Origin of the sequence: Microbacterium sp. (assembly GCF_032084865.1) — a bacterium.
GTDB lineage: Bacteria > Actinomycetota > Actinomycetes > Actinomycetales > Microbacteriaceae > Microbacterium.
The window spans coordinates 1-25,073 of sequence record NZ_DAMDLU010000027.1; the positions used below are offsets into that span (position 1 = coordinate 1).

The 25,073-nt window shown below is 66.6% G+C and carries 29 protein-coding genes; 15 read left to right on the forward strand and 14 right to left on the reverse strand.

The genetic code is table 11. The features are described 5' to 3' along the window. The coding region (locus tag RT309_RS04700; protein ID WP_313355733.1) for a MaoC/PaaZ C-terminal domain-containing protein at window positions 1-798 on the forward strand (798 nt) is incomplete at its 5' end. Window positions 799-983: 185 nt separating this feature from the next. Continuing rightward, a complete protein-coding gene (locus RT309_RS04705) occupies window positions 984-1,295 on the forward strand; it encodes a hypothetical protein (RefSeq protein ID WP_029153956.1) in 312 nt (103 codons plus the stop codon). A 228-nt stretch (window positions 1,296-1,523) separates the two neighbouring features. On the opposite strand, the gene RT309_RS04710 is transcribed toward RT309_RS04705, so the two are convergent. Genes RT309_RS04710 through RT309_RS04725 form a run of 4 tightly spaced genes read right to left on the reverse strand, consistent with a single transcriptional unit; the run spans window position 1,524 to window position 4,943 of the window. Next, complete coding sequence (locus RT309_RS04710; protein WP_029264099.1) at window positions 1,524-2,057, reverse strand: signal peptidase II; 534 nt, start codon at window positions 2,055-2,057, stop codon at window positions 1,524-1,526. Continuing rightward, window positions 2,054-2,662 carry a cadmium resistance transporter gene (locus RT309_RS04715; protein WP_313355734.1) on the reverse strand — a complete coding sequence of 203 codons (609 nt, stop codon included), beginning with the start codon at window positions 2,660-2,662 and terminating at the stop codon, window positions 2,054-2,056. Before RT309_RS04715 ends, RT309_RS04710 begins: the two co-directional genes overlap by 4 nt. Then, entirely contained in the window at window positions 2,662-4,587 is a 1,926-nt protein-coding gene (locus RT309_RS04720; protein WP_313355752.1) for a cation-translocating P-type ATPase, read from the reverse strand. The genes RT309_RS04715 and RT309_RS04720 overlap by 1 nt, the downstream gene beginning before the upstream one ends. Continuing rightward, window positions 4,584-4,943, reverse strand: coding sequence for a helix-turn-helix transcriptional regulator (locus RT309_RS04725; RefSeq protein ID WP_036275916.1), 360 nt, complete (start codon window positions 4,941-4,943; stop codon window positions 4,584-4,586). Before RT309_RS04725 ends, RT309_RS04720 begins: the two co-directional genes overlap by 4 nt. Window positions 4,944-5,217: 274 nt before the next feature. On the opposite strand from RT309_RS04725, the gene RT309_RS04730 reads away from it, so the two are divergent. Beyond that, the gene (locus RT309_RS04730) at window positions 5,218-5,763 is read left to right on the forward strand and encodes a hypothetical protein (RefSeq protein WP_313355735.1); all 546 of its coding nucleotides are present in this window, start codon (window positions 5,218-5,220) and stop codon (window positions 5,761-5,763) included. 183 nt (window positions 5,764-5,946) lie between these two features. On the opposite strand, the gene RT309_RS04735 is transcribed toward RT309_RS04730, so the two are convergent. The 5 genes from RT309_RS04735 to RT309_RS04755 all read right to left on the reverse strand — a co-directional run bounded on the left by RT309_RS04735 (window position 5,947) and on the right by RT309_RS04755 (window position 9,839). After that, window positions 5,947-6,543 carry a DUF305 domain-containing protein gene (locus RT309_RS04735; protein WP_313355736.1) on the reverse strand — a complete coding sequence of 199 codons (597 nt, stop codon included), beginning with the start codon at window positions 6,541-6,543 and terminating at the stop codon, window positions 5,947-5,949. Between the two features lie 155 nt (window positions 6,544-6,698). Further along, window positions 6,699-7,115 carry a four-helix bundle copper-binding protein gene (locus RT309_RS04740; protein ID WP_313355737.1) on the reverse strand — a complete coding sequence of 139 codons (417 nt, stop codon included), beginning with the start codon at window positions 7,113-7,115 and terminating at the stop codon, window positions 6,699-6,701. Between the two features lie 596 nt (window positions 7,116-7,711). After that, on the reverse strand, window positions 7,712-8,551 hold the full coding sequence (locus tag RT309_RS04745) for a F510_1955 family glycosylhydrolase (protein WP_071644249.1): 840 nt from the start codon (window positions 8,549-8,551) through the stop codon (window positions 7,712-7,714). 144 nt (window positions 8,552-8,695) lie between these two features. Next, window positions 8,696-9,304 (reverse strand): DUF305 domain-containing protein, encoded by a 609-nt coding sequence (locus RT309_RS04750; protein WP_036275909.1) that lies wholly within the window; start codon window positions 9,302-9,304, stop codon window positions 8,696-8,698. Window positions 9,305-9,395: 91 nt separating this feature from the next. After that, a complete protein-coding gene (locus RT309_RS04755; RefSeq protein WP_029153946.1) occupies window positions 9,396-9,839 on the reverse strand; it encodes a DUF6153 family protein in 444 nt (147 codons plus the stop codon). A gap of 169 nt (window positions 9,840-10,008) precedes the next feature. Here RT309_RS04755 and RT309_RS04760 point away from each other — a divergent pair, with 169 nt between their 5' ends. The 3 genes from RT309_RS04760 to RT309_RS04770 all read left to right on the forward strand — a co-directional run bounded on the left by RT309_RS04760 (window position 10,009) and on the right by RT309_RS04770 (window position 12,893). Continuing rightward, on the forward strand, window positions 10,009-10,269 hold the full coding sequence (locus tag RT309_RS04760) for a YHS domain-containing protein (RefSeq protein ID WP_029153945.1): 261 nt from the start codon (window positions 10,009-10,011) through the stop codon (window positions 10,267-10,269). A 71-nt stretch (window positions 10,270-10,340) separates the two neighbouring features. Further along, on the forward strand, window positions 10,341-12,551 hold the full coding sequence (locus tag RT309_RS04765; RefSeq protein WP_313355738.1) for a heavy metal translocating P-type ATPase: 2,211 nt from the start codon (window positions 10,341-10,343) through the stop codon (window positions 12,549-12,551). Between the two features lie 21 nt (window positions 12,552-12,572). Beyond that, window positions 12,573-12,893 carry a metal-sensitive transcriptional regulator gene (locus tag RT309_RS04770; protein WP_191711984.1) on the forward strand — a complete coding sequence of 107 codons (321 nt, stop codon included), beginning with the start codon at window positions 12,573-12,575 and terminating at the stop codon, window positions 12,891-12,893. A 101-nt stretch (window positions 12,894-12,994) separates the two neighbouring features. Here RT309_RS04770 and RT309_RS04775 read toward each other — a convergent pair whose 3' ends face one another. The 3 genes from RT309_RS04775 to trxA form a co-directional block, all read right to left on the reverse strand. Beyond that, window positions 12,995-13,201, reverse strand: a complete 207-nt coding sequence (locus RT309_RS04775; protein WP_313355739.1) for a hypothetical protein — start codon at window positions 13,199-13,201, stop codon at window positions 12,995-12,997. A 491-nt stretch (window positions 13,202-13,692) separates the two neighbouring features. After that, the gene (locus RT309_RS04780; protein ID WP_313355740.1) at window positions 13,693-14,058 is read right to left on the reverse strand and encodes a rhodanese-like domain-containing protein; all 366 of its coding nucleotides are present in this window, start codon (window positions 14,056-14,058) and stop codon (window positions 13,693-13,695) included. 204 nt (window positions 14,059-14,262) lie between these two features. Further along, window positions 14,263-14,628 carry a thioredoxin gene (gene trxA, locus RT309_RS04785; RefSeq protein ID WP_313355741.1) on the reverse strand — a complete coding sequence of 122 codons (366 nt, stop codon included), beginning with the start codon at window positions 14,626-14,628 and terminating at the stop codon, window positions 14,263-14,265. Between the two features lie 271 nt (window positions 14,629-14,899). On the opposite strand from trxA, the gene RT309_RS04790 reads away from it, so the two are divergent. Further along, entirely contained in the window at window positions 14,900-15,193 is a 294-nt protein-coding gene (locus RT309_RS04790) for a metal-sensitive transcriptional regulator (protein ID WP_313355742.1), read from the forward strand. Window positions 15,194-15,333: 140 nt separating this feature from the next. Beyond that, complete coding sequence (locus RT309_RS04795) at window positions 15,334-15,837, forward strand: hypothetical protein (RefSeq protein WP_313355743.1); 504 nt, start codon at window positions 15,334-15,336, stop codon at window positions 15,835-15,837. Between the two features lie 29 nt (window positions 15,838-15,866). Here RT309_RS04795 and RT309_RS04800 read toward each other — a convergent pair whose 3' ends face one another. Beyond that, on the reverse strand, window positions 15,867-17,333 hold the full coding sequence (locus RT309_RS04800; RefSeq protein ID WP_313355744.1) for a DUF222 domain-containing protein: 1,467 nt from the start codon (window positions 17,331-17,333) through the stop codon (window positions 15,867-15,869). A 225-nt stretch (window positions 17,334-17,558) separates the two neighbouring features. After that, a complete protein-coding gene (locus tag RT309_RS04805) occupies window positions 17,559-19,670 on the reverse strand; it encodes a DEAD/DEAH box helicase (RefSeq protein WP_313355745.1) in 2,112 nt (703 codons plus the stop codon). Window positions 19,671-19,736: 66 nt separating this feature from the next. On the opposite strand from RT309_RS04805, the gene RT309_RS04810 reads away from it, so the two are divergent. From RT309_RS04810 to RT309_RS04840, 7 genes are all read left to right on the forward strand, one after another. Beyond that, window positions 19,737-20,156 carry a pilus assembly protein CpaE gene (locus RT309_RS04810; RefSeq protein WP_313355746.1) on the forward strand — a complete coding sequence of 140 codons (420 nt, stop codon included), beginning with the start codon at window positions 19,737-19,739 and terminating at the stop codon, window positions 20,154-20,156. Window positions 20,157-20,230: 74 nt separating this feature from the next. Beyond that, the gene (gene paaA, locus RT309_RS04815; protein WP_313355747.1) at window positions 20,231-21,208 is read left to right on the forward strand and encodes a 1,2-phenylacetyl-CoA epoxidase subunit PaaA; all 978 of its coding nucleotides are present in this window, start codon (window positions 20,231-20,233) and stop codon (window positions 21,206-21,208) included. Then, window positions 21,205-21,513: a 1,2-phenylacetyl-CoA epoxidase subunit PaaB gene (paaB, locus tag RT309_RS04820; protein ID WP_313355748.1), complete on the forward strand. Its 309-nt coding sequence runs from the start codon at window positions 21,205-21,207 to the stop codon at window positions 21,511-21,513. Before paaA ends, paaB begins: the two co-directional genes overlap by 4 nt. Before the next feature lie 8 nt (window positions 21,514-21,521). Continuing rightward, the gene (gene paaC / locus RT309_RS04825) at window positions 21,522-22,319 is read left to right on the forward strand and encodes a 1,2-phenylacetyl-CoA epoxidase subunit PaaC (RefSeq protein WP_396654415.1); all 798 of its coding nucleotides are present in this window, start codon (window positions 21,522-21,524) and stop codon (window positions 22,317-22,319) included. Next, on the forward strand, window positions 22,313-22,810 hold the full coding sequence (gene paaD / locus RT309_RS04830; protein ID WP_313355750.1) for a 1,2-phenylacetyl-CoA epoxidase subunit PaaD: 498 nt from the start codon (window positions 22,313-22,315) through the stop codon (window positions 22,808-22,810). Before paaC ends, paaD begins: the two co-directional genes overlap by 7 nt. Window positions 22,811-22,838: 28 nt before the next feature. Further along, window positions 22,839-23,987 (forward strand): 1,2-phenylacetyl-CoA epoxidase subunit PaaE, encoded by a 1,149-nt coding sequence (gene paaE, locus RT309_RS04835; protein ID WP_313355753.1) that lies wholly within the window; start codon window positions 22,839-22,841, stop codon window positions 23,985-23,987. 36 nt (window positions 23,988-24,023) lie between these two features. Beyond that, window positions 24,024-24,794 (forward strand): enoyl-CoA hydratase-related protein, encoded by a 771-nt coding sequence (locus RT309_RS04840; RefSeq protein ID WP_313355751.1) that lies wholly within the window; start codon window positions 24,024-24,026, stop codon window positions 24,792-24,794. Window positions 24,795-25,073: the final 279 nt, after the last annotated feature.

A 25,073-nucleotide genomic window follows, 5' to 3' on the forward strand; every position in this document is an offset into this window, starting at 1 on the left:
GAGGCCGCGGACCTCGTCGCCCGGGGCGGCGGCTCGCTGGTGACGAGCATCGCGACGCACGACCTCGCGCAGGCGGTCGAGCTCGCCACGCGCATCGCGCCGTTCAACGGCCGGATGCTGCTGCTCGACCGTGGCGACGCCCGGTCGTCGACCGGGCACGGCTCTCCCCTCCCCGGCCTCGTGCACGGTGGTCCCGGTCGCGCCGGCGGCGGCGAGGAGCTGGGCGGCATCCGCGCGGTGCTGCATCACATGCAGCGCACGGCCGTGCAGGGGTCGCCAGAAATGCTCACCGCCCTGACGGGCGTGTGGCACGCGGGTGCGGCCACCAGCGCCGGCGATCGGCATCCGTTCCGCAAGTCGCTCGCCGAGCTGCGGATCGGCGACCAGATCGCATCGGGTGCCCGAGAGGTGACGCTCGACGACATCGAGACGTTCGCGCACTTCACCGGCGACACGTTCTACGCGCACATGGACGAGGAGTCCGCGGCCGCCAACCCGTTCTTCCCCGGCCGCGTGGCGCACGGCTACCTGCTCGTGTCGTGGGCGGCAGGGCTGTTCGTCGATCCCGAGCCGGGTCCTGTGCTGGCGAACTACGGGCTCGAGAACCTGCGGTTCATCACCCCGGTGTCGCCGGGGGACAGCATCCGGGTCGAGCTGACGGCCAAGCAGATCACCCCGCGCGAGACCGACGAGTACGGCGAGGTGCGCTGGGATGCGGTGATCCGCAATCAGCGCCAAGAGATCGTCGCGACCTACGACGTGCTGACCCTCGTCAGCAAGGATCCGGTCGCCGCCTGAACAGCCCCTGCCGAAAACGCTGCGGCCGAGGTTTTGGCGATATAAGTTTCGGCAGGGGGTTTCGGCGGGCAGGTTTCCGGCGTGTCGTGCACCTTGCTGTCGAGGTTGACGCGGCTGCCGTAAACGATCGTTTTCGGTGGTAGCCCGGGCACGACATCAACAGCGAAGTCGAGGATGATTGAGTCGTGGAGATTGAGCTGCTTTATATCGCCGGTTGCCCCAGCTGGGTTGAGGCTGGCCGTCGTGTTTCTGAGGCGCTACGAGAAACAGGCCACGACGAATCGGAGGTTCACTACCGACTCATCCGGACGGAGGAGGACGCGGGCGCAGTCTCGTTCGCGGGCTCCCCCACGATCACCCTGGATGGCAACGATCTCTTTCCGGGGTCGGGGCGAAGCAATGACCTCGCCTGCCGTATTTACAGCACCCCTGCTGGGCTGGCCGGGATGCCAACGGTTGAACAGATTCGAGAGGCGCTCTCCGCTCATGGCGACTGACGAGGACGTTGCGTGCACGTGCTGCGGGCGACATCTGCCACGCAAGAAGCTGCACGCACTCGGAGACGATCGCGCTTTCATCTGTCGACGATGCGGCTGGTGGGTGGCTCTGCGCCTACATCGCGACCGCCCGCCTGCCTAAGCGTGAACTCACTCAACGGCTGCCCACGGCGATCGCGCCGATGTAGAGGGCGAGTTGATGGGTGTCCCACCACCGCACAACGGATCTCACTCGGTGCTCTCATCCCCGGCGCGGATCATGAAAACTGCTCCGGTGATCGCTGCGGCGAAGATTACGATGTCGGCGATGTTGCCGATGAACCAGTTTCCGTAGGCGAGGAAGTCCACGACGTGACCACGGGCGAATCCGGGGTCGCGGAAAAGGCGGTCGCCTGCGTGTGAGGCGGAAGCGCCGCCGAGCGCGCCGATGACGATCGCCCATCTCACGCGTTGCACTCGGAACGCGAACACGATCGCTGTGACCGTGGCGGCGACAGCGAGCAGCGCGAACACCCAGGTGAAGCCTTCCCCGAAGGAGAATGCCGCTCCGGGGTTATAGGCGAGCTGCAAACCCAGCAGGTCACCGATCAGCGGGATGCGCTCACGGTCGGTGAGGGTCGCTTCGGCCCACACCTTGGTTCCCTGATCGATCAGCACGACGACCACGGCGATCAAGAGCGCTCCACCAGTGAGCTGCCGCCGCCGGGTCGACGACAGCTTGCGCGCAGCGGGCGGATGAGCCTCTGACTGGGAGGAGGTCATGCGAGCACCTCGATCAGACGGACGATGACCCCAGATTCGATCAGGATGAACAGGCCCAGGCCGATGAACACGGCCGGTACGAGCCAGTGCTCGACGCGCTCCAGCCCCTCGGTAACAGCCTTGTTGGTGCCGATCAGCAGGCCGGCCGCGCACCAGACCGCGACGAGGATCAGGAATACGACGATCATGATCGCGACGTCGCTGGGGGCGCTGGTGCGGAAGATCGGCGTGTAGAGGGAGATGTTGTCGGCCCCGTTGGCGATCGTGATCCCTGCGACGCCCCATAGTCCGACCGCGGTGATCTTGGAGTCGTCATCATCGTCATCGCTGTTACGGCGCAGGCCGCGAATGAGCGTCCAGATGCCGATGCCGAGCGGGATCAGACCCAGGAAACCGACCCATTCGTCCGGAACGATGGTGAGACCGAGAGCGGCGATCACGCTGATCACGACGAGGGTGATGAACCCGAGATACTGGCCCGCGACGATCTGCCACGGCCGGGGCTTCCCTCGACTGGAAGCCAGGAACAGCACGGTGAGCACGACAATGTCGTCGATGTTGGTTGCCGCGAACAGGCCGATCGCTGAACCGATAGTTGCGAGCATCAGCTTTCCAGTCGTGGCGTGCGGGTGCGTGCGGCGCGCAGACCGTTGAGGATCACGATGACCTCCGCGACCTCGTGGACCAGGACGACGGCCGCGAGCCCCAGGACGCCGAAGAGCGCGAGCGGGAGCAGTGCAGTGATGATCAGTAGCGACAGGATGATGTTCTGGTTGATGATCCGTCGACCGCGGCGGGCGTGATCGAACGCTCGCGGGATGAGGCGCAGATCATGGCCGGTGAAGGCCACGTCGGCGGATTCGATTGCCGCGTCGGAGCCGGTGGCGCCCATCGCGATACCGATGTCTGCGCCAGCGAGGGCCGGTGCGTCGTTGATTCCGTCGCCGATCATCGCGACCGGCCCCGCCTTTGACAGCTCGCCGATCGCGGTTGCCTTATCCTCGGGACGCAGTTCCGCGCGCACGTTGCTGATCCCGGCCTGCGCGGCCAGTGCACGAGCGGTGCGGGCGTTGTCTCCGGTGAGCATCGTCACGCCGACGCCTTGGTTGGTGAGCGTCCGGACTACCTCGGGGACTTCAGGGCGCAGTTCGTCGCGGACGCCGATCGCGGCGACGGGGGTTCCGTCGCGGTGGACGATCACGACGGTCATGCCCTGCTCCTCCAACTCCGCGACCTGCTTCCCGAGGTCGCCCGCGTCCAGCCAGCGAGGACTGCCGACGGTGATTCTCGATCCGCCGACAGTGCCGTCGATGCCGTGCCCGGCCTGCTCGGTCACATCTGCAGCTGCCGGTGTGCCCGGGGCCGCGGCGGTGATCGCAGAGGCAAGGGGATGCGTGCTGTGCTGCTCCAGTGCGGCCGCCCAGGCCAGCGCCTGTGTCTCGGTCACGCCGTTCGCAGTGAGCACCGCGGTGACCGCAGGTTCGTTGCGGGTGAGGGTGCCGGTCTTGTCGACCGCGACGTGGCGGACCGTGCCGAAGCGCTCGAAGACGGCGCCGGACTTGATGATCACGCCGAACTTGCTTGCTGCGCCGATCGCGGCGACGACCGTCAGCGGCACCGAGATCGCCAGCGCACACGGAGAAGCGGCGACCAGCACGACAAGCGCGCGGGTGATCCACACCTCTGGATCGCCCAGCAGCGACCCGATGATCGCGACGAGCGCTGCGAGGATCAGAACGCCGGGTACGAGCGGGCGGGCGATCCTGTCCGCGAGACGTGCACGCTCGCCCTTCTCGGTCTGCGCCTTCTCGACCAGCTCCACGATCGTGGTGAGCGAGTTGTCGGTGCCCGCAGCGGTCGTTTCGACCTCCAGCGCGCCGGCGCTGTTGATCGCACCGGCCGACACCGCATCGCCGGGCTCGACCTCGACGAGGATCGACTCCCCGGTGATCGCCGAGGTGTCCAGGCTGGAGCGGCCAGAACGGACGATCCCGTCGGTTGCGATCCGCTCGCCGGGACGGACCACCATGACCTGGCCGACCGTCAGCTCTCTCGCGGGCACCTGCGCAGAGACGCCGTTCTGCAGCACGGTCGCTGTCTCCGGCACGAGCTTCAGCAGCGCCCTCAGCCCGCCCCGGGCACGGTCCATCGCTTTGTCCTCGAGCGCCTCAGCAATCGAGTACAAGAACGCCAGAGCCGCAGCCTCCTCCACGTAGCCGAGGATGACCGCGCCGATCGCGCTGATCGTCATCAGCAGCCCGATACCGAGCTTGCCCTTGAACAGTTTCCGGATCGCGCCGGGCGTGAACGTCGACGCACCGAGGAGCAGACCGGCCCAGAACAACACCAGCGCCGGGATCTCGAGGCCGGACCATTCAAGGATCAGACCGGCCAGGAATGCGACACCGGAGAAGACCGGCACCATGATCCCACGGTCCCTCCACCAGGGCCGCACAACCTCTTCGGTCTCATCCTCCGCCGCAGTGGCAGGCTGGGCAGGCTCGTGCTCGCAGCCACACGCCGCGCTCACGCGTCCGCCCCCGTCCCACAGCAGCCAGCCACCGTGCACGCAGAGTCCACGCACGGCGCGTGCTCATCGACCGCCAGCGTCACGTCCACGAGCGCGACGAGCGCAGCCGTAAGATGCGGGTCGGCGATCTCGTAACGAGTCTGGCGACCCTCCGGCTCGGCAACCACAATCCCGCAGTCACGCAGGCAGGTGAGATGGTTCGACACGTTCGAACGCGTCAGCTCCAGCTCACGAGAGAGCACAGCCGGGTAGCTCGGTCCACCGAGCAGAGACATTAGGATTCGGGAACGCGTGGGATCGGCCATGGCCCGGCCGAGCCGGTTCATGACATCGAGGCGTGAGGAAATAGTCAGCACACACTGAACTATACAGTGATTGATGACCTATTGGAACGGCTTCACCCCAGGCGACATCTCTGGGGCCTGGGTGTAAGTACATCCGGCTCACACCCCACCGAATACGCCTACCGAAACCCGCTTACGGCGCACGTTTCTGGCATTCGATCTGGTGTGCCTTCACTCACCGCGCCGCAAATGATCGATTTCGGCTGCGATCGCGCCTATTCTCCGGGGGATCCCGTTGAACCACATCTCCGACATTTCTCGAGCTTCGGAGTGAGAGAGTGAGAGCGTGGAGATGAGGCGGAAGGGCAGAGCGGGCGCGATGTTCCTCTGCGCAATCGTGGCGACGACAACATTCACAGGATGCGCTGTCGAATACCATGGCTATCCCAGCGGAATAGATGGTGTGCTCTGGCGACAAGTCGCATCCTTCGAAGATCCTCTATCCCAGCGTCTCTACAGTCCCCCAGTCGATGGTCCGACGGCTTACCTCGACACCCTTCCTGGCGCACGGTGGGATGGCGACGCCCCCTCAGCGGCTGAGTTCGAGATCGAGCAGGGCGGCATCGTCCTCTACAACATCTCTTCGACGGATGCCTCCGCTCACGTCTCGGTGTTCATCGCCTCAGGACCACGACCGGCCATCCCGACCGATGATGGCTATGCCTACAACGGGCCAAGCGAGGTTTACACCTGCTACGACGTGAGGGCCGATTTTCGCTCGCAGCCAATGCCGTCAGCAGAACGAGACATCCTCACGAAGTGTCCAACACCCCTCGTGGAACTCTTAGCCGAGGATGTCGCATTTGCTAGTGGTGAGGTGTTCGACGGGTAGGCATCGACTTTTTCCGTCCGCCGGCGATCAACGGGAGCTGCCGAAAGCGCCTGCCGAAACGCGCTTCCGGCGAACGTTAGTGGCACCCTCGAAAGCGCACGACACCTGACCTCACCGTAAACGATCGTTTCCGGCAGGCTCTCGGAGCACAAGCCATGATCGATCGATTATCGCTACCAATCGTCATCCGTCGTCCGAGCACTGGCGGTCGGCTGCCCGTTCGAAGTCTGGAACGGGTCGGTCTTGCGCGTCCTCGGCCGTCAGCGCGAGGCCGTTGCTTTCGATGTCGGCGATGAGCCAGTCCATTTCGAGGATCTCCCGGCGCTGCGCTTCGCTGATTTCAACCGCAAGTTCGCAGACGCGGACATCCTGCAGCTGTGCTCGCTCGGATCGGGTGATCGCGAGCGAGTGATGCGGAATCATTGCGCGCATGTACGCGGTGTCGTCGACGGTGATCTCGCTGCGGTCGAGGGCGATGCCTCCTCCGAGGAGGAGAACGCTGACGATGATGACCGCAATGTTCGCTTTCCTGTGCTTGTACATGTTGAGCATCCAGGCCAGCATGACCAGCCCCATGGCGCCGCCCATAGTGAGCGCCATGAAGACGCGGCTTTCGCTGAAGCGTATGTGCCCCCATTCCCACACTCCAGCGAACATCGTCCAATACATCACGACCATGCCGGTGAGAATCATCGCCGCGAATCGCAAGTACATCGTCAGCGATCCGTGCTTTTTCGCCCCTGCTTGTCGTCCATTTGTTTCGTGCGCGTCCTTCGACATATTCCTCACCTGTCGTCTCGGTTCGTTGCGCGGTAGCGCGATTGATGACGACGTGTGGGGTAAGAGCGCTCGCTAGTCTGCTTCGGCCTGGTCAACGGGCATCACTGGATTGATGCGGGTAGCGAAGAACTGCACGACGCCGTCGAGGTGGCTATTCAGAGGGTTGCGAGGAGCGCGGCGCAGGCATCTTCGCATCGCCGGCAGGCCGCAGCACACACCGTGCAGTGTTCGTGCATCGTGTGCTTCTCGCACTCGTCGGCGCAGCTCGCGCATGCCGTGCGGCACGCTTCGAGGGTTGCGCGGGTGAGGTTGGCGTCGTACCCGGTGTGCCTGGACAGGATGCGTCCGGTGGTTTCGCAGAGGTCGGCGCAGTCCACGTTCGTGCGGATGCACTTCGTCAGCTCGGCAACCATTTCCTCGCTCAGGCACGCGTCGGCGCATGCGGTGCATGATTGCGCGCACTCAACGCACGCCTCGATACACTCCACCAGCACCTTCCGGTCAGCCTGGCCAAGGTCCTTCGGGTAGGTGCGGAGCATTTCCGCCGCGACAGTCATAGCCGCGACAGTCATAGTGGCTCCTCTCGTCATTGTGGAGTCTTTAAACTACGACCGCACCTCGCTCCCGGGCACCCCGTTGAACACCCCGGGAGGGCATGGTATTTCAGCGGCAGATCATCGTCGCAGCGATTACTGTGCGGTGACGATTATTCCGTTTCTGCAGCGTGACTGGGTGGAGCTCGAAGGATCAGAGCCAGGGCGACAATGACCATGATTACGGCGATGTCAAAGCTGGCGATCGTGTACGTCCACCAAGCGACGTCGGTCGATTGGGCATCACTGATCAGATGCGCGAGCGCGAGGGCTGGACCGCAGATCAAGAGCATATATCCAAGACGCACGAGCCTTCGATGCGTCCGCTCCGCGGGACTGCGAGGCGAAGGCGCGCCGGGTGAGGACGAGTGCACGGCCGTCAGATGGTGCATCGAGTCGAAGGGGGATCTGGAGCCGGTGGGGGTCATCAGAAGATCGCTCCAATGGCGAGAAAACTAGCAGCGGCGAGGAGAGCAACGGCGACCGTCGCCACGATGACGAACAACACGAGGTTCCGAAAGGGGTTCTTGGGCGCTTTCACGAGGAATCCTTGGGCACAGGTCTTTGCGCCCGCGTTATTGGGCGGGACTCAGCACAGTGGTGCTGTCCGGTGAGACTTCAACGATGCCCCGGTCATCGACGAGGATGACGCGGTCGTCGATGACCGTGAGGGCTTGAACGGCGCCTTGGAGGGATTCGAGCTGATGCCAGGTTCCATTTTCATCCTCTGTCCACAGGACGCCATCGGTGCCTGCGCCGAGAAGAGTGCCATCGGTGCGAGCATCCAGCGCGTAGAGCACAGGTGTTCCGTCGACTGGAGTGAATGTGTTACCGCCGTCGCTGCTGAAGAGAACGCCTTCTTCGGCTGCAGCGTACAAACCGGATTCGGTGACCGCGAGATCAGCGGCGCCGAGGGACGCACGCTCCGTCCAGTTGTTTCCCTCGTCTGTGCTGGTGAGCAGGTTCACTTGGCTAGAGGGGACGCCGTAGAGGGTGCCGTCCGGGGCCGCGGTGAGGATGTGGAAGTCGGTGGTTCCGTTGAGAGCAATAGGCGACCAAGTGTTCCCGTAGTCGTCGCTGCGGATGATGCCGAGGTTGGGCGATCCGAGTTCGGCCGGGGTCTTTTCGCCGGGATGCCCGGAGGCGAACAGCGCGTCTCCCGAGACCGTGAATCCCATGGCGTCGAAGGCGTGACCGCCGATCGGGCCGGAGATATCCCCATCTGGTGTGAGAGTGAAGATTCCGTTGTGCGTGGCCACCAGCAGATCATCGCCCCGGGGATCTTGGGCGATGCCGTGGATGTGGTCGATGCGGGGAGCTGAGTCCGGGTTGCCGAGCGGTGTCGCGGTGCATCCGGTGGCGACAGCCGCCAGGACGGTCACAGTGACGGTTGCGAGAAGGAGTGAGCGTTTCATGATGGTTTCCGTTAGTGGCCTCAAGCGGGCCTGGCTTCACGACGCGCAACAAGAGCACGCCGACGTCTGACTGCTGCCGCAATGGGGCAGCACGGATGACAGGTCCGGGCGGGACGATCGGATACCGGCCCGCCCGGAGGATTCCTACAGCTGGCCGAGGAGTTCCTGCATCGTGGCGATCTCCGCCGTCTGGTCGTCGATCACCTGTTGCGCGAGCTCGAGGACGTCCGGGTTCTGCGCATCATCAAGCGCCGTCTGCGCCATGTCGACGGCACCTTCGTGGTGCACGATCATCTGCTCCAGGAACAGGCTGTTCGCCTCGACAGCATCCGCGCTCTCCAACATGGTCATGTCCTCTTCGGACATCATGCTGTCGTCACCGCCCATCGAACCGTGATCCATGCCTCCCATGGAGTCGGGGTCGTACTCCACACCCCAGTCTTCGAGCCATCCGAGCATCTTGTCGATCTCGGGGCCCTGCGCCGCCTTGATCTGCTCGGCAAGTTCCACCACGCGTGCGTCGGCACCGTCTTTAGCTAGCAGCATGTCGGCCATCTCGATCGCCTGCTCGTGATGAGGGATCATCATCGTGACGAACATCTCGTCAGCCTCGTTCGCTGCCGAAGTCGACGACGACTGAGACGGGGAGGTGGATTCGCTGGACGGTGCCGTGCTGTTGTCAGCGCAGCCGGTGAGAACCAGTGCAAGGGTCAGTACACCCGTACTGACAGCAACGGGAATCTTCTTATTCATGGTTGTTCCTTCGATACGTCGTGTGAGGGTTCGCAAATGATGGCGCCAGACGGCGCCAGGAATCCGACCCATCAGGGTCGGCGGCGACTACTCAGGTGCGACTTATCGAAAGGAACGTCAGCGAGGGTGCCCGGGGAAGGATCCCGATCGCTTCCCACCTCACCAGGCTTACAGCACGGTGAGGGGGCAGCCGGTGACGCTGAATCAATATCGGAGGGAGGAGGAGAAGCAGACCGGCAAGCAACGCCAGCACGCACGCAATCAGCATCTCGTTGTGACCCTGCCCATGTCCGGTGTTCACATGACACGCACCCTCACACGCGGTGGACTCGCTCGCGACGGTTGACGCCGCTACGGTGGCGTGCTCCTCCCCGGCTGCGGAGTGGGTGAGTCCGACGGATCCGTGTCCCGCAGGTTCGGAGGTGAAGGTGTGCATCGCCAGCAAGCCGACGATAACCATCAGCGTGGCCCCGCCGAGCATCAACAACGCGCGCAACGACAACTGCGGACGTGCGCCACGAACTGCGACGTGCATACTCGGCCTCCTCCATTCCGTGCAGGATGCTAACACCACGATCTATGCGGCCGCCCGCCCTGATCCTTCAGCGCCGCCATGTATATCCTAGTGCGGAATACCCCCAGGGGGTATATCGTTAGGCATACCGACGCCGCACTCCGGTGTTTGAGAGAAAGAGGAACAAAACATGTCAGACTCCACTGGATCCTGCTGCAGCCGCAACAGCCACGGTTCCGTCGACGCCGAAGGACGCAAGGATCTCCTCACCCCGCCCGCGGAAGATCTCGCCGAATGTCCTGTGATGGTAGGCAGCACCGTCATCAAGGCGGATGCAGAAGCTGCTGGCCTGTACCGCGATTACGACGGCACCCGGTACTACTTCTGCTGCGCTGGATGCGGGCCCGCGTTCGACGCCGACCCGGCTAAGTACGCCACCGCTGCTGCCTGACACCGTTTCACGGTGCGGGGCACGCCAGACAAGTCAGCCCCACGGTTCTCAATTCCGAGGAGGATAGGCCCATGAGCCACTCGCGTAACGACGGCGCGGAGCACACCCACGCCCACCACGACCACGCGGCGTCGACCCCCGCAGTGACGACCGAAACTGACCACGATGCGCACGCGGGACATCAAGCAATGGCGCATGCACCGCAGTCAGACGCGGCCGCGCACAGTCACAGAGACCACGGAAGCGACAACGCGCCCTCCGGTCACAACACCCACGCTGGACACGGCGGTCATGCAGGCCATGGCGACCACGTCGGGCAGTTCCGTCGCCTGTTCTGGATCATGCTCGTCCTCGCCGTCCCCACGGTCGCGTTGTCGGGCATGTTCTCGATGATCCTCGGCTACACCCTCCCCGATATTCCGGGTCTGTCCTGGGTATCCCCGGCGCTGGGCACTGTCATGTACGCGTGGGGTGGAAAGCCGTTCCTCGTCGGTGCAGTCAGCGAGCTCCGCGCTCGCAAGCCCGGCATGATGCTGCTCATTGGCCTCGCGATCACCGTCGCGTTCGCCGCCTCCTGGGGCGCGACGCTCGGCGTGCTCCATCACGAACTCGACTTCTGGTGGGAGCTCGCCCTCCTCATCGTCATCATGCTTCTCGGGCACTGGATCGAGATGCGCTCCCTCGCCCAGACGACTTCCGCCCTGGACTCACTCGCCGCTCTTCTCCCCGATGAGGCAGAGCGCGTCGAGAATGACCAGGTCGTCACGGTCTCACCGACCGATCTCGTCGTCGGCGACGTCGTCATCGTACGGCCGGGTGGCAGTGTCCCCGCCGACGGGCGCATCGTCGACGGACGGGCTTCGATGGACGAGTCCATGGTCACGGGCGAGTCCCGCACCGTGGAACGCGGCAGCGGCGACCACGTCACAGCCGGCACCGTTGCCACCGATTCCGGGCTTCGCGTCGAGATCACCGCGACCGGCGACGACACGACCCTCGCCGGCATCCAACGTCTCGTCACCCAAGCGCAAAGCTCCTCGTCCCGCGCACAGCGCCTCGCGGACACCGCCGCCGGATGGCTGTTCTGGTTCGCCCTGGGTGCTGCGGCGATAACCGCGATCGTCTGGACGCTCATCGGTCTCCCCGACGCTGCTGTCATCCGCACGATCACGGTGCTCGTCATCGCCTGCCCGCACGCACTGGGCCTGGCCATCCCGCTGGTCGTCTCCATCGCCACCGAACGCGCCGCCCGGGGCGGCGTTCTCGTCAAGGACCGGCTCGCGCTCGAGAGCATGCGAACCGTCGATACAGTGCTGTTCGACAAGACCGGCACCCTCACCAAGGGCGAGCCCGTCGTCTCCGAGGTCTCCGTTGCCGATGGCGCCGACCCTGACCGGGTGCTCGCGCTGGCGGCCGCCGCAGAGGCCGACAGCGAGCACCCGCTCGCGAAGGCCATCGTCCGCGCGGCCGCCGACAGGAAGCTCACCGTCCCCCGAAGCGTCGAGTTCACCTCGTCACCTGCTGTGGGCGTTACGGCGACCGTTGAGGGGAATATCATCCGAGTCGGTGGACCGCACCTGCTCACCGAGGAGAACGCCGACGAGCTCCCGGTCGCCGATCAGTGGCGTGCGGATGGCGCGATCATCCTCCATGTCATCCAGGACGGCCGCGTCGTCGGAGCCCTGAAGCTCGCCGACGAGGTGCGTTCGGAGTCCCGGGAAGCCGTCGACGCCCTCCACGCGCTCGGCGTGCAGGTCGTGATGATCACCGGCGATGCGGATGCCGTGGCTCGGGCTGTCGCGCAAGATCTCGGCATCGACCGCGTCTTCGCCGGAGTACGCCCGGAGGACAAGGCCGCCAAGGTCCAACAACTCCAGAACGAGGGCCGTAAGGTCGCAATGGTCGGCGACGGCGTCAACGACGCTCCTGCCCTCGCGCAGGCCGACGTTGGGCTGGCGATCGGTGCGGGCACAGATGTCGCGATCGCGTCGGCTGGTGTCATCCTCGCAAGCGACGACCCCCGCTCGGTACTCTCCGTGATCGAACTGTCACGGGCTTCGTACCGGAAGATGAAGCAGAATCTCTGGTGGGCTGCCGGATACAACATCATCTCCGTCCCCCTCGCCGCCGGCGTCCTCGCCCCCATCGGATTCGTGCTCCCGATGTCGGTCGGAGCGATCCTCATGTCACTATCCACCATCGTCGTCGCTCTCAACGCTCAACTGCTGCGCCGACTCGACCTCCGCCCCGACACCACAACCCGCGTCATCCAGAACCGCTGACCACAACCGCCGGAGATCCAGATGACTGATACCACCGTCGCTACAACATCCTGCAACCAGACAGAGCACGGGTACATCACGGACAAAGCCCGCTACCTTGCTCGCCTCAAGCGCATCGAAGGACAATCACGCGGCATCCACCGCATGGTCGAGGACGAGAAGTACTGCATTGACATCCTCACTCAGATCTCCGCACTGACCAGCGCCTTGCAGAGCGTTGCCGTCGGGCTCCTCGAAGACCACCTGCGCCACTGTGTAGCAGATGCAGCTCGCGCCGGCAGCGACATCGCCGAAGAGAAGGTGCGGGAAGCGTCTCAGGCGATCGCCCGCCTCGTTCGCTGAGTCGCGGCAGATTCGAAAGTGCCCGGACCGGTGAAGCGCAAGCAGTTCGATTCCTCGTGCGCATGTACTCGCGCCAGCTGTGTCGGCCTGCATGCGACGCGTCACCGCCCCCGCTCGACCTCTTCTTCCAGCTCGTGTCGGTTTAGTCGGGTCGGCGAGAACTGCCGGATGTCGACGAGCGCCGGCCGACGTGCAGGGTTCGTGTCGTCACTGAGCCACGTGACGACATCCGCCGTCGTCTCGTCGACGTTGGCACCGCCACTCCATACGGGCTCGTCCGCGTCACTGTCGACCGGGATGATGACCACGGCATTCGAGTGCTCGCATGCGTCCAGGCACCGCGAAACCACTACTCGAGCTCACCCAGCTCAGCGACTTGACCGACGCCCTCGATGAGGCGACAGGCCGCTAACGCCGAGGGTCGAATCCCCCCGGCTCTCGCCGAATACGCCTGCCGAAAGATCGTTACGGCGCACGTTTCTGGAAACCGAATCCCGGGCTCGTGAGCCAGATAGCCGAAAACGATCGTTTTCGGCAGCCGACTCGCCCCGGAGCCCTCTGGCGCCCGACGTCTCAGGTGCACCACCGCAGGATCGGAGGCCTCCCACCGCAACCGATCGTCGGCGGCGGACAGCTCCCGATGGAGATCGACTGCGGATCGTCGCGTGAGTGAGACCGGGGCGGTCGGGGCGGGCCTCTGGGGTGACCCGGCCCGACCGTGCATCGCGAGCTCGGCTCGAGCGACGCCGGCGCGCGCTGATGCGCGCGGGTACGCGCTCGGGGGGCGAGCACGTACGTCTCAGGGCTGTACGACAGGAAGGCCCGTTGTTCTGGCGGCATCTTCCAGCGATCCGAGGTTGCGGAGGTCGGTGAACCCGGCCTGCCTCATCAGGTCGATGGCCGCTTCTGCCCGATTACCCGATCTGCAGTAGACGAGGTAAGGGGCCTCCGGGTCGAGATCGGGTAGAGCGGCTTGGAGGTCGCCGCCTGTCACATCGAGAAGAAGAGCCCCCTCGAGATGACCCGTCGCGTGCTCGGCCGGAGTACGAACGTCGATGATGACCGCGTCAGGATCGATGTCCTCTCGGGGTGCGGATGTTCCGGCGCAGGAGGTGAGGGCGATTGCGGTGATGACAGTGAGGGCGATGAGGGCGAGGCGACGCACGTGCGTCCTTCCGTGTGGTGGGGTGAGGGCGGTGAGGCGGGCTGCGAGGCTCGGTCACTCAGACGTCGGCTCACTGAGCGCAGCTGCAGCGCTCGGATTCGGGAACGTCTGCGAGGGCTTGTTCGATGTGCTGGCCGCAGCCGTCCCACGTGGGCTTGCCGCAGGAGGAGCAGGTGATTCGTGCGCACATGGTGTGAGGTCCTTTCAGATGCTTGTGTCGCCGGCGAGCTGGCGGCGGACGACGTCCATGTCCAGGTCGCGGGCCTTGTCGATGAGCAGCTCGAGCTGCGGTTCCGGGAGAGCTCCCGGCTGCCGGTATACCAGGATGCCGTCGCGGACGACCATCAGGGTTGGGATGGAGGTGATGCGGTGAGCGGATGCCAGATCGGTTTCCGCCTCGGTGTCGACTTTCCCGAAGACGACATCGGTGCGTCTCTCGGACGCGGCCTCGAAGACCGGGGCGAACGCTCTGCACGGGCCGCACCATTCGGCCCAGAAGTCGATCAGCACGATGCCTTCGGCGTGGGTCAGCCTTTCGAAATTCTCTGTGGTCAGATCAACAGTCGCCATCGCCGATCACCGTCCGAACAGACGGGCGAAGAAGCCGCCCCGCTGCGACTGCGCGGCCTGCACCTCGCCTCGGGTATGGCTGCCGTTGCACCAATCCGATGCGGGCACGGACTTGCGCACGGATGCCACGTGCTCGCCGCACCCGGTCCATGTCGTCTTTCCGCACACGTGGCGCACTCCTCGCGTCGTGGATACTCCTGGGGGTATAATCCCGGCGAGATCAAGATACCCCAGGGGGTATAGTGATTGTCAACTCGACGGAAGGACCCCCATGAGCGACACTCTCGTCAGCAGTGATCCACTCGGCCACGACCCCGGGGCCAAGCGCAAGGTCATCAACCGCCTCAAGCGAGCCCACGGCCAGCTGGCCGCGGTGATCACGGCCGTCGAAGAAGACGCGCACTGCCGCGACGTCGTGCAGCAGCTATCCGCCGTCTCAAAAGCACTCGACCGAGCTGGGTTCCTCGTCATCTCGACCGCGTTGCGGGAGTGCCTCACCGATCCCGACGCCGACGATGTCGCCTCTCCCGCCGAGCTGGAGAAGCTCTTCCTGTCACTCGCCTGAACAGTTTCCTGCCGTTCGCCTCCGAGCCAGCGCGACACTCAGCATCGAACGCTGATCTCTCGCTCTCCAACTGCCCCGCTCGTCCCCCGCCCCGCCGGCTGGCACACTCTTCGAGCACCGCCAGCCGATAGCATCACGGGATGCCCGACCGATCCCGACTCGGCCCGAAGAAGCAGTTGCTTCTGATGGCGACCGGGATCGGCGTGCTCGTGGCCGCAATGTGGATCATGACCCTCGCACTGCCCGATCCGAGACCACCCACGGTGGAAGCGGCGACAGCGAAGATCGAGTCGCACTTCGATCGGATCGAGGAGTCGCTGAGTGCGAGCAGCATCCTTGAGCGTTCGGAAGACGTTGCTGAACAACCGTGCCCTCTGGAGCAGCATGGCGACCAGGCGCGGGTTCGGCGAATCCTTCATATCGACCCTGACCTCGACCGCGTCGCATGGCTGACGGACCTCGAAGAAGCGCTCCCGGAAGCGGACGGATGGGTGGTGCGAATCCGAACCCTCGATTCCCGCGACAACTTTCGTATCCGTGTCGTGGCCCGGGATCTGACAGTGATCAATATCGCCGCCCGCGGCTCCGACGGTCAGGCACGAATCACGCTGAACTCCACGAGCGAATGCAGCCAAGCCGACTGAGTCGCAGCACTGCTCGAGGGCTCGCGCTGCTACTCCCGCATCACCGCGTCACGTTGCCGCTGCCGCTGCTTCCGGCGGCGACGCGCATAAAGGGTGGACAGTCTCGGCGTGCGCCACTTCTGCTCGGCGTCCCACCAGGCCGGTCCGCGGATCTGCGGGAGACCGCCGTTCATGCGGATCTCCCAGCCCGACTGGCCGAGCGATCGGTGATGCCACCAGCAGAGCGGCACGCCATTGTCGGTGTGCGTCGGGCCACCCCGGGCGTGCTCGACCACGTGGTGGATCTCGCACCAGGTCGCCGGGACATGGCATCCGGGAATCAGGCATTCCTGATCTCTGGCGACGATCGCCCGGCGCTGGTGAACGGTGAACACGCGGTCGGTGGTCGTGATCCCCACGATGCGGCCTTCGTCGAACAGCACGCGCTGCACGGCTCCGGTGCAGGCGGTGTGGGTCGCGACGTGCAGCGGAACAGCGGTCTCGGATCCGGGCAGGGTTGCCCAGCCGGTGCCTGCCGCCAGATCTGCGGCGTCGACGTGCACGACCAGAGTCGGGGCTGCACCGCCGAGCGAAGGCATCTCGCTGTGTCGGGCGGCGATGCCGAGAGCGGCGGCGAGCGCATCGTGTCGCTTCTGCGCAGGGGTGCGCGGATCGATCACGTTGCGGGGGTCGGTGTTGAACTCGTCGTCGCTGGAGGGGTCGTCGTCGAAGGTGAAGCGGACGCCGGTGTCTGGAGCGCCGCCGACCTTCGGGTTATTGTAGGCGTCGTCGATGAGCTGGAACTGCGCAGCCAGCTCAGGGGTGAGGCCTCCCCGCACGGGGTGGAGACCGTCGCGCACCCGGCCGATCGTGAACCCTCGGCGCGCCTGCGCGCGCTGGTCTGACGGCTCAGCGCCGTCCGGGTCGAGGGCGATGGCGAGGGCGGACGCGAACTGCTTCAGGTCGTCCGCCGATGCTCGCGGCGCCTGCCTGCGATCATCGTGATCGGCATCGTCGTGGTCGCCGGGGAGGTCGTCACCGCAGGCGAACGCCGCGAGGTTGGCGTCGGCCCACATCCGCTGCTCCGCGGTGATGCGATCCCTCGCCTGCTCCAGCGGCGAGACCGCCGCGAGCAGGCCTGCGACGCCGACGGCACCGTCGAGCAGCGCCTCGCGCATAGCGGGCCAGCGGGCCGGCATCCGCTCCCCCGACACCAGATTCGTCTCACGCTGCACCGCCTCCGCCGCCCGGATGATCCGCGCTGCGGAGGGCGCGTCGACCAGCACCGCCCGACGGAGCATCTCGTTCATGCCCCGGCATCCGAATCGATGGCCGAATTCGGTGTCGGCAGTAGCCACCGTCTCGACGATGCCCGCATCAGCCAGCCGCGATATCTCCCCGAGGCCCGCGAGCGCTTCCGCGCGCTCCGCATCCGACAGCCCCGCAAGCGCGTCGCCTGACAGCAGATCGCGCAGGTCGACAGCAACCTGAGCGAGTGCATCGGCGGGGCTGTTCATACCTCCATTCTGACGAGGGCCACCGACATTCACCCCGTCGTTTTCCCCAGATCAGAAAAACTTTCCGAGAAAGTTTTCCGGAAGCTGAGGAGACTCCCTGAGACGAGCTTTCGCACACGAGACGTCGCGCCGAGCGGGCTGTCTCATGCGGCCCGTCGCAGCCGAAAGCGCCGGTCGCCCGGAAAGACATCGCGCGGCTCGTCCATGACAGCGGTCCGCGTGGGCTCAGCCGCGCAGCGCCAGCACGAACGGCAGCACCTCGCTCGCGCCGGCCCGGCGCAGCTCGCGGGCCGCGACCGTGAGCGTCCAGCGGCTGTCGGCCTGGTCGTCGACGAGCAGCACCGGCCCGTCCGGCACCGCGAGGCCGTCGGCGCTGAAACGCTCCCAGAGACCCGCGAGACGGAACACGCTGTTGCCGCCCGGTTCACCGCTCGGCCCGCCGTTCGCGACGTCCAGGGCACCGATGTACGGCAGCCGGCCGATGCCGGCGATCCCCCGTGCCAGCGAATCGACGAGCAGCGGCTTCGAACGCGACGGCATCGCGACGACGGCCACCGGTCGCCGCTCCCAGCCCCAGCCGGCGAGCACTCGCACGCACGCCTCGAGAATCTGAGGAGTGACCTCGGCATCCGCAGCCCCGGCGGCGAACATCTGCCGCAGCGCGCCTCCCCAGCCGAGGTCAGTGAGCCTCGCCAGCGCGCGCCCCTCCCCCGCCTGCTCGTCGGCGGGAATGCGCCCCTTCACCGGAACGCCCACCCGGTCACCGCCGGTGGGCCACTGCTTGCGCTGCTCGATCGGCACGCCGACGCGGTCGAGCGCACCGGAAGCCGCAACCCCGGCATCCGAGCCGATCTCGGCCGGGAACCACGGCCCGGCGCAGTTGTCGCAGCGACCGCAGGGAGCAGCCGTGTCGTCGTCGAGCGAGCGCTGCAGGAACTCCATGCGACAGCCGTCGGTCTGCTGATACTCGATCATGTGCTGCTGCTCGGCGCGGCGCTCGGCGGCGATGCGCTCGTACCGCTCGGCGTCGTACACCCAGGGCTGACCGGTCGCGACCCAGCCGCCCTGCACCCGCCGCACCGCACCGTCGACATCGAGCACCTTCAACAGCAGCTCGAGGGGCGTGCGCCGGATGTCGACGATCGCCTCCAGCGCCGGAGTCGACAGCGGCTGATCGCCCAGCGCCGCGATCACGCGCTCGGCGCGCTCGCGGTCGGGCATCGACGCGGTGGCGAAGTAGTGCCAGATGTCGCGATCCTCCACGCCGGGCAGCAGCAGAACGTCGGCGCTGTCGCTCGCGCGCCCGGCACGGCCGACCTGCTGGTAGTAGGCGACGGGTGACGACGGGGCGCCGAGGTGCACGACGAAGCCGAGGTCGGGCTTGTCGAACCCCATCCCCAACGCGCTGGTGGCGACGAGCGCCTTGACCTCGTTGCGCTTGAGCATGCCCTCCGACTCCTCGCGCTCGTCGGCATCCGTCTGCCCGGTGTAGGCACGCACCGCGTGCCCCTGCTCGCGCAGCAGCCGCGCGGTGTCGACCGCGGCCGACACCGTGAGCGCGTAGATGATGCCCGAGCCGGGCAGATCGTTCAGGTGGCTGAGCAGCCAGGCCAGCCGCTGCGCCGACCCGGGCAGCTGCAGCACCCCGAGGCGGAGCGATGCCCGCGCCAGCGGCCCACGGATGGTCAGAACCCCGGCATCCGCCGGCGACGTGCCACCGAGCTGCTCGGCCACATCGGCGACCACGCGACTGTTGGCCGTCGCCGTCGTCGCCAGCACCGGAACGCCGGCCGGCATCTCGGCGATCAGCTCGCGCAGGCGACGATAGTCGGGGCGGAAGTCGTGCCCCCAGTCGCTGATGCAGTGCGCCTCGTCGACCACGAGCATCCCGATCCGACGCACCAGGGCAGGCAGCTGGTTCTCGCGGAAGGCGGGGTTGTTGAGCCGCTCGGGCGAGACGAGCAGCACGTCGACTTCATCGCGATCGAGCCGCGCGATCACGTCTGCCCACTCGTGCGCGTTGGTCGAGTTGATCGCCACGGCCCGCACCCCGGCGCGCTCGGCCGCCGCGATCTGGTCGCGCATCAGCGCGAGCAGCGGCGAGACGAGCACCGTCGGCCCCGCCCCCTGCCGACGCAACAGCAGCGTCGCGACGAAGTACACGGCCGACTTGCCCCATCCGGTGCGCTGCACGACGAGCGCACGGCGGTGATCGGCGACCAGCGCCTCGATCGCCTCGTACTGCCCGTCGTGAAACGTCGCGTCGGGACGCCCGACCAGCTCACGCAGCGCGGCGAGCGCGGCATCGCGGATGTCGGTCGAGGTCGGTGCAGCCATGTCCACCACTCTGCCGCACCTCGCCGACACCGCCCTGGGCATCCGCCGGTCGCCTACCGTAGAGGCATGATCAGCCGAGAGCTCGCCGTAGCCCTGCGCGAGAACGGACTCGTCTGGCATCCGGCCAGCGGCGATCGATTCGCGCTCGACCTGCCCGACGAGATCGAGCTCGAGGCCGAAGCCGACATCTTCACCGTCAGCGAGATGACGATCGAAGCACGCACGACCCCGTCGGGCACCGACCTCGCCTTCAACGGCACGACCGAGTGGGCGCTCGATGCCGTGCAGCTGACGGAGGCGATCTGGCTGCCGCGCGAGGATCAGCTGCGCGAGCTGCTGCGCGGCACGTTCCGCTCACTGCAGCGGCTGACCGACGCCTTCGTCGTCGAGATCGAGATTGCCGGGGAACGCCTCGGTTTCGAGCATCCCGAATCCGCCGAGGCGTACGGACAGGCGCTGCTCGCCCTGTTGCGCCGCGCTCGCTGACACCCGTCTTGCCCGCCCGACTCCTGCGTGCGAGAATTACCAAACGAACGGTCAGTAAACCGATGGAGTCGATGATGACCAGCCCCGCAGACCTCTCCCTCGTCGAGGGCGACCTCTCCGATGACGAGCGACGCTTCGACGAGCTGGTCGCGAACGAGCAGCGCATCGAGCCGCGCGATTGGATGCCTGAGGCGTATCGCAAGACGCTGATCCGGCAGATCTCGCAGCACGCCCACTCCGAGATCATCGGCATGCAGCCCGAGGGCAACTGGATCACCCGCGCGCCCAGCCTCAAGCGCAAAGCCATCCTGATGGCCAAGGTGCAAGACGAAGCCGGCCACGGCCTCTACCTCTACTCTGCCGCGCAGACCCTCGGCACCACACGCGAGGAGATGATGCGCCAGCTGATCGACGGCAAGGCGAAGTACTCGTCGATCTTCAACTACCCCACCCCCACCTGGGCCGACATGGGCGCCATCGGCTGGCTGGTCGACGGCGCGGCGATCGTCAATCAGGTGCCGCTGTGTCGCGCGTCGTACGGACCGTACGGGCGGGCGATGGTGCGCATCTGCAAAGAGGAGTCGTTCCATCAGCGGCAGGGATTCGAAATCCTGTTGGCGCTCATGCAAGGCACCGACGAGCAGCGCGAGATGGCGCAGGATGCCGTGAACCGGTGGTACTGGCCGAGCCTGGCGATGTTCGGCCCGCCGGATGACCAGTCGCCGAACTCGGCGCAGTCGATGAAGTGGAAGATCAAGCGCTTCTCGAACGACGACCTGCGTCAGCGCTTCGTCGGGATGCTCGTGCCGCAGGCCGAGATCCTCGGAATCACCCTGCCCGACCCCGACCTGACCTGGAACGACGAGACCCAGCAGTACGACATGGGGGAGATCGACTGGGACGAGTTCTTCGAGGTGCTGAAGGGCAACGGTCCGTGCAACGCGGAACGCCTCGAGCGCCGCCGCACCGCGCACGACGAGGGCGCGTGGGTGCGCGAGGCCGCCGCGGAGTACGCCCGCAAGCAGGCGATGCGGACGGAGATGGCGTCATGACCGCTTCGACAGGCTCAGCGCCCCAGACCGCCTGGCCCCTCTGGGAGGTGTTCGTGCGAGCGAACCGGGGCCTCAGTCACGTGCACGTCGGATCGCTCGTGGCTCCGGATGCCGAGATGGCCGTGCGCAACGCCCGCGACCTCTACACGCGGCGCGGCGAAGGGGTGTCGATCTGGGTGGTTCCGGCGGATGCCATCACGACGAGTGATCCGGATGCCAAGGATGCCTTCTTCGAGACGTCCGAGGGCAAGAACTACCGGCATGCCACGTACTACACGGCATCCGAGGGGGTGCCGCACCTGTGAACATCCACATCTCCGTCGAACAGCGCCACCTCGCATCCGAACTCACCGGCGGCGAGAATCGCGCCCCCTCGGCCGACGTCGCCGAGTACGCCCTGTGGCTGGGCGACGATGCGCTGATCCTCTCGCAGCAGCTCGGCGCGTGGATCTCGCGCGCTCCCGAACTGGAGGAGGATGTCGCGCTCGGCAACATCGCCCTCGATCTGCTCGGGCACGCCCGCTCGCTGCTGCGCTACGCCGGCTCGTGGGACGGCCGCGCCGAGGACGATCTGGCGTACTTCCGCGATGAACCGGAGTTCCGCAGCTCGTGGCTGGTCGAGCAGCCCAATGGCGACTTCGCGCAGACCATCGCCCGGCAGCTGATCGCATCGACATACATGTACGAGCTGTACTCGGCACTGCGCGGGTCGTCCGATGAGACCCTCGCCGCGATCGCCGCGAAATCGCTCAAAGAGGTCGACTACCACCGCGACCACGCCGTGCAGTGGGTGCTGCGCCTGGCCGGCGGCACGGAGCTCTCGCGCGAGAAGATGATCCGTGCGCTGACCGACGTGTGGCCGTACGTCGACGAGCTGTTCCGCGACGAGCCGCTGATCGACCGGCTCGAAGGGATCGCCGCGCGGCCGTCGACGCTGCGCGCGGGATTCGACGCCGTGATCGACACGGTCTTCACCGAGGCCGGCCTGATGACGCCCGATGCGAAGGCATCCCGCGCCGGCGGCCGCCGCGGCTCGCACGCGACCCCATTCGGTCACCTGCTCGCCGAGATGCAGGTGCTCGCCCGACGGCATCCGGGGGCGACATGGTGACCCTCGCCGAGCGCTCGGCTTGCGCGCGCGAGATCGCGGCCGCCGTCGCTGACCCCGAGATCCCCGTGCTCACCATCGATGACCTCGGGGTGCTGCGCGACGTGCGGGTCGACGGCGAGCGCGTCACGGTCGACATCACCCCCACCTACTCCGGATGCCCGGCGATGGACGCCATCCGCGACGACATCATCCTCGCGCTGACCGCCGAGGGCTTCGCCGACGTCGAGGTGCGCCTCGTGCTCTCCCCTGCCTGGACGACCGACTGGATGAGCGACGACGGAAAGCGCAAGCTCGTCGAGTACGGCATCGCTCCGCCCTCCGGCCGCGCCGCCCATCACGAGGGCCCCATCCGGGTGACCCTCGCGGTGAAGTGCCCCCGGTGCGGCTCGCTCGACACCCGCGAGGTGTCGCGCTTCGGCTCGACCTCGTGCAAGTCGCTGTACGAATGCCGCGCGTGCCTGGAGCCGTTCGACCACTTCAAGGTGATCTGATGGGGGCGATCTGATGCCGCTGTTCCGGATGCCCGTGGCCGCCACCCGCGACGCGAACGCCGTGCCTATCACTGCAGACCGGCACCGCGCGCGGTTCCACACCCTCACCGTGTCGGACGTGCGCCGTCTCACCGACGACGCGATCGAGGTGACCTTCGCCGTGCCGGCCGACCTCGCCGACGAGTACGCCTACCTGCCAGGGCAGTACGTGGCGCTGCGGGTGCAGCTCGAGGGCACCGAAGTGCGCCGCTCGTACTCGCTGTGCCGCCCGCCCGAACCGGTGCGCGACGGCACCACCAGCCTCAGCGTCGCGGTCAAACGCGACGAGGGCGGCCTGTTCTCGACCTGGGCACAGACCGAGCTGACGCCCGGGTTCGAGATCGACGTGATGAGCCCGCAGGGCACCTTCACCTCAGGACTCGAAGCACTCGACGGCACGCACGTCGTCGGGATCGCCGCAGGCTCGGGCATCACGCCGATGATGGCCCTCGCGCGCACCCTGCTCACGGCATCCGACACCACGCGATTCACCCTGCTGTACACGAATCGGTCGACCAGCGACGTGATGTTCCTCGAGGATCTCGCCGACCTCAAAGACCGCTATCCGACCCGGCTCGTGCTGCACCACGTGCTCTCGCGTGAGCAGCGCACGGCCCCCGTGCTCTCGGGCCGTATCGACGAGCAGAAGCTGCGCACCATTCTGCAGTCGCTGATCCTGCCGTCGACGGTGGACGAGTGGTTCCTGTGCGGGCCGTTCGCGCTCGTCGACCTGTGCCGCGAGGTGCTCGCCGACATCGGCGTGCCCGGCGAGCACGTGCGCTTCGAGCTCTTTACCACCGGGGATGCCGTCGCCGAGCGGGGGCCCCGCCGGGTGCAGGTGCGCCAGGGCGAGAAGACCGTGCGGATCGAGATCAACCTCGACGGCGTCTCGTCGAGGGTCGAGAGCCCGGTCGACGCGCACGAATCGGTGCTGAATGCAGCGCTGCGCGTGCGGCCGGATGCCCCGTTCGCCTGCTCCGGAGGGGTGTGCGGCACCTGCCGCGCCCGGGTGCTCGAGGGCAGTGTGACGATGACCGAGAACTACGCGCTCGAACCCGACGAACTCGAGCGCGGCTACGTGCTCACCTGTCAGTCCCACCCCACCAGCGACCGCCTCGTCGTCGACTACGACGTGTGAGCCGCCGCCGACCACGCGTCCGAGTCAGGAGCCGCCATGATCGACATCCACATCGCCGATGACGTCGCGCAGATCACGCTGAACGCGCCGGAGCGGCTCAACGCCCTCGACGAATCGGCCCTGCGCGAGCTGAGCGCGGCCTACGACGAGGCCGAACGCACCGGCGTGCGTGCCCTCGTGCTGCGCGGCGAGGGGCGCGCGTTCTGCGCCGGGCGCGACATCTCCGGCGTCGATCCGCGCGATGACGACGTCATCGGCTACCTCGGCGGCGTCGTCACCCCGCTGCTGAAGCGCATGGCGGCGTTCCCCGTCCCGACCTTCGCCGTCGCGCACGGTGCGTGTCTGGGTGTCGGTCTCGGGCTGCTCATCGCCACCGACGTCGTCTACGTCGCCGAGTCGGCGAAGATCGGCTCGCCGTTCGCCGCCCTCGGCGCCACCCTCGACTCCGGCGGTCACGCACTGTTCGCCGAGCGACTCGGGGCCCACAAGACGCTCGACCTCATCTACACCGGCCGGCTCATGTCGGGCGCCGAGGCGGTGGCATCCGGTCTCTTCTCCCGCGTCTTCCCCGACGACGAGGTGCAGACGGCGACCGAGGATGCCGCGCGCAGCGCAGCCCGCGGCGCGACCGCCGCGTTCGTGGCGAGCAAGCGGCTGATCGCGCGCATCCGCGACGAGCGGCTGGCGCTGTGGGAGTCGGTCGACCTCGAGAACGCCGCGCAGGCGGCGCTCTGCGACGCCGACGACTACCGCGAGGGCTTCGCCGCGTTCCAGCAGAAGCGCAGGCCGGAGTTCCGCGGACGCTGACCCGGCGCGACGCCGGAAGACGGAAAACGCCGGTTCCCGGCATCCCCCACCAGCGTTTCCCATCCCGCACACGACGGAGTGAATCAAGCGACGCAACCCCCTGCGTCCATGTCGGCGGCCGGTGCGAGGATGCCGGGATGATGCTCTCCGAGCTGCTTGCGGCGACCGATGAGGTCTCGGCCACCTCTTCCCGCCTGGCCAAGATCGACGCGCTCGCGCGCCTGCTCGCGGCGGCGCCACCCGACGAGCTGCGCCCGCTGATCGGGCTGCTGCTCGCCG